Consider the following 1447-nt stretch of genomic DNA (forward strand, 5'->3'; position numbering starts at 1 on the left):
GCCAGGGGCGGGATTCGTCCTTCAGCAGGTACCGACTTCGTTGAAACCGTACTGGCTGATCAGGTTTCGAGACGCAGCATTGTCCGGGCTGACGGTCGCTCGAACGACGTGTACTTCGGATTCGCGACTGGCGATGTCCAGAAGTATCTCGAGAGCAGTTCGAGCGTGTCCCTGGCGCCGGAACGCCGGGTCGATGCGATATCCGATCTCCACCATCCCGCGCGCATCGGGGCGGCCGTGAAATCCGGCCAACCCCACCGGCGCCGAGGTGCGGGCATCGACGGCGATGCGGGTGATCCACGCGCTGTCGAGGGGATTCTCTGCTATCTGCTTGCTCCGGTAGCGCCACAAGCCCTGGCATTCTTCGCCGAGGAGATACGGGGTCAGGAGGTTCGGCGCGAGTTCCATTGCGAGAGCCGCGTTATCTTCACCCAGCGCGTGGAGGGCGAGTGATGGAACGTGGATCAGTTGAAGGCTGCATCCGTCGAGTGCCCAGGGTAGTTCGGTGACGGTCACAGGTCGGCGATCGGAGTCGACAGAGTTATGTCGACGCCGATGCTCCGGAGATTGCCGTCCAGAACCTGCCAGATGGAACGCTCGAGGAACTCGGCCAATTCCGCACTGGTCACATCGGAACCCGGCTGGCTGAGCCAACGGTTTACGCTGACGTCGACCAATCCGATCACGCCGAAAGCCAAGGGCTCCGCCATCTTCGACGGTTTGCCACGGCTGGTGAGGATCGCGCCCAAGAGGTTTCCCAACTGGACGGCGATGGCCGTCTTGGTTCCGGTCACCACTTTCGAACCGGTGGCCCGCGTGCTCGGCGAGCCCTTGCCTAAAAAGTGGTGCAGTCGTGGATATTTCACAATCCATTGGAGGTAGGTCTCGACTGCCCGTGAGATGGCCTCGCCGACCGTGCCCTGCGGCGTGAGAGTGGGTGTCAGGTCGGTCATCATCATCTCGAGGATGCGGACTCGCAGCTGCTCGTCGAGGTCGGCTCGATCCTTGAAGATTCGGTAGACAACGGAACGGGGGACGTCGGCGCGCTCGGCGATCTGCTGGACGCCGACGTCGGCGCCGCCTTCGTTGACTGCATCGAGTGCTGCGTCGAGGATCCGCGCTTTGCGCTGCTCCTTGTGATCGTTCCAGCGAGTGCTGCGCCCGTCGGGCTGCGCCGACTCGGCTGTTTTTGTCATAAATCGAACGATACTCACCCCGCCATTGACTGGACAAGATGTCTCACATACTTTGGTGGGACAGCGTGTCACACACAGATACCGTTCTCTTCAGGAGTGGCAATGAGTAACAGGGTTTTTGTCGTCGGCGTCGGCATGACGAAGTTCGAGAAGCCGGGAGGGCCCTGCTGCCAGAACGTCTTCTTCCCGTCGCTCGTCTGCACGGGCAGGCAGATCTTCCCGGTTTTTCCGAGGTCGAACGTCGCGTCGAC

At 61.5% G+C, this 1447-nt stretch carries 2 protein-coding genes and 1 pseudogene; all 3 read right to left on the reverse strand.

What is annotated here, in order from left to right:
- Positions 1-21 precede the first annotated feature (21 nt).
- A complete protein-coding gene (locus ABT116_RS45955; protein WP_351647132.1) occupies positions 22-516 on the reverse strand; it encodes a GNAT family N-acetyltransferase in 495 nt (164 codons plus the stop codon).
- Complete coding sequence (locus ABT116_RS45960; RefSeq protein ID WP_095969427.1) at positions 513-1196, reverse strand: TetR/AcrR family transcriptional regulator; 684 nt, start codon at positions 1194-1196, stop codon at positions 513-515. Before ABT116_RS45960 ends, ABT116_RS45955 begins: the two co-directional genes overlap by 4 nt.
- Before the next feature lie 68 nt (positions 1197-1264).
- Positions 1265-1447, reverse strand: a pseudogene (locus ABT116_RS45965) (hypothetical protein); the annotation flags it as partial.

The organism is Streptomyces sp. NPDC002130 (assembly GCF_040296465.1).
Classification (GTDB): domain Bacteria; phylum Actinomycetota; class Actinomycetes; order Streptomycetales; family Streptomycetaceae; genus Streptomyces.

Excerpts from the sequence above, each read along its gene's own strand:
- ABT116_RS45960 (WP_095969427.1), bottom strand. The coding sequence starts at position 1,196 with ATGACAAAAACAGCCGAGTCGGCGCAGCCCGACGGGCGCAGCACTCGC.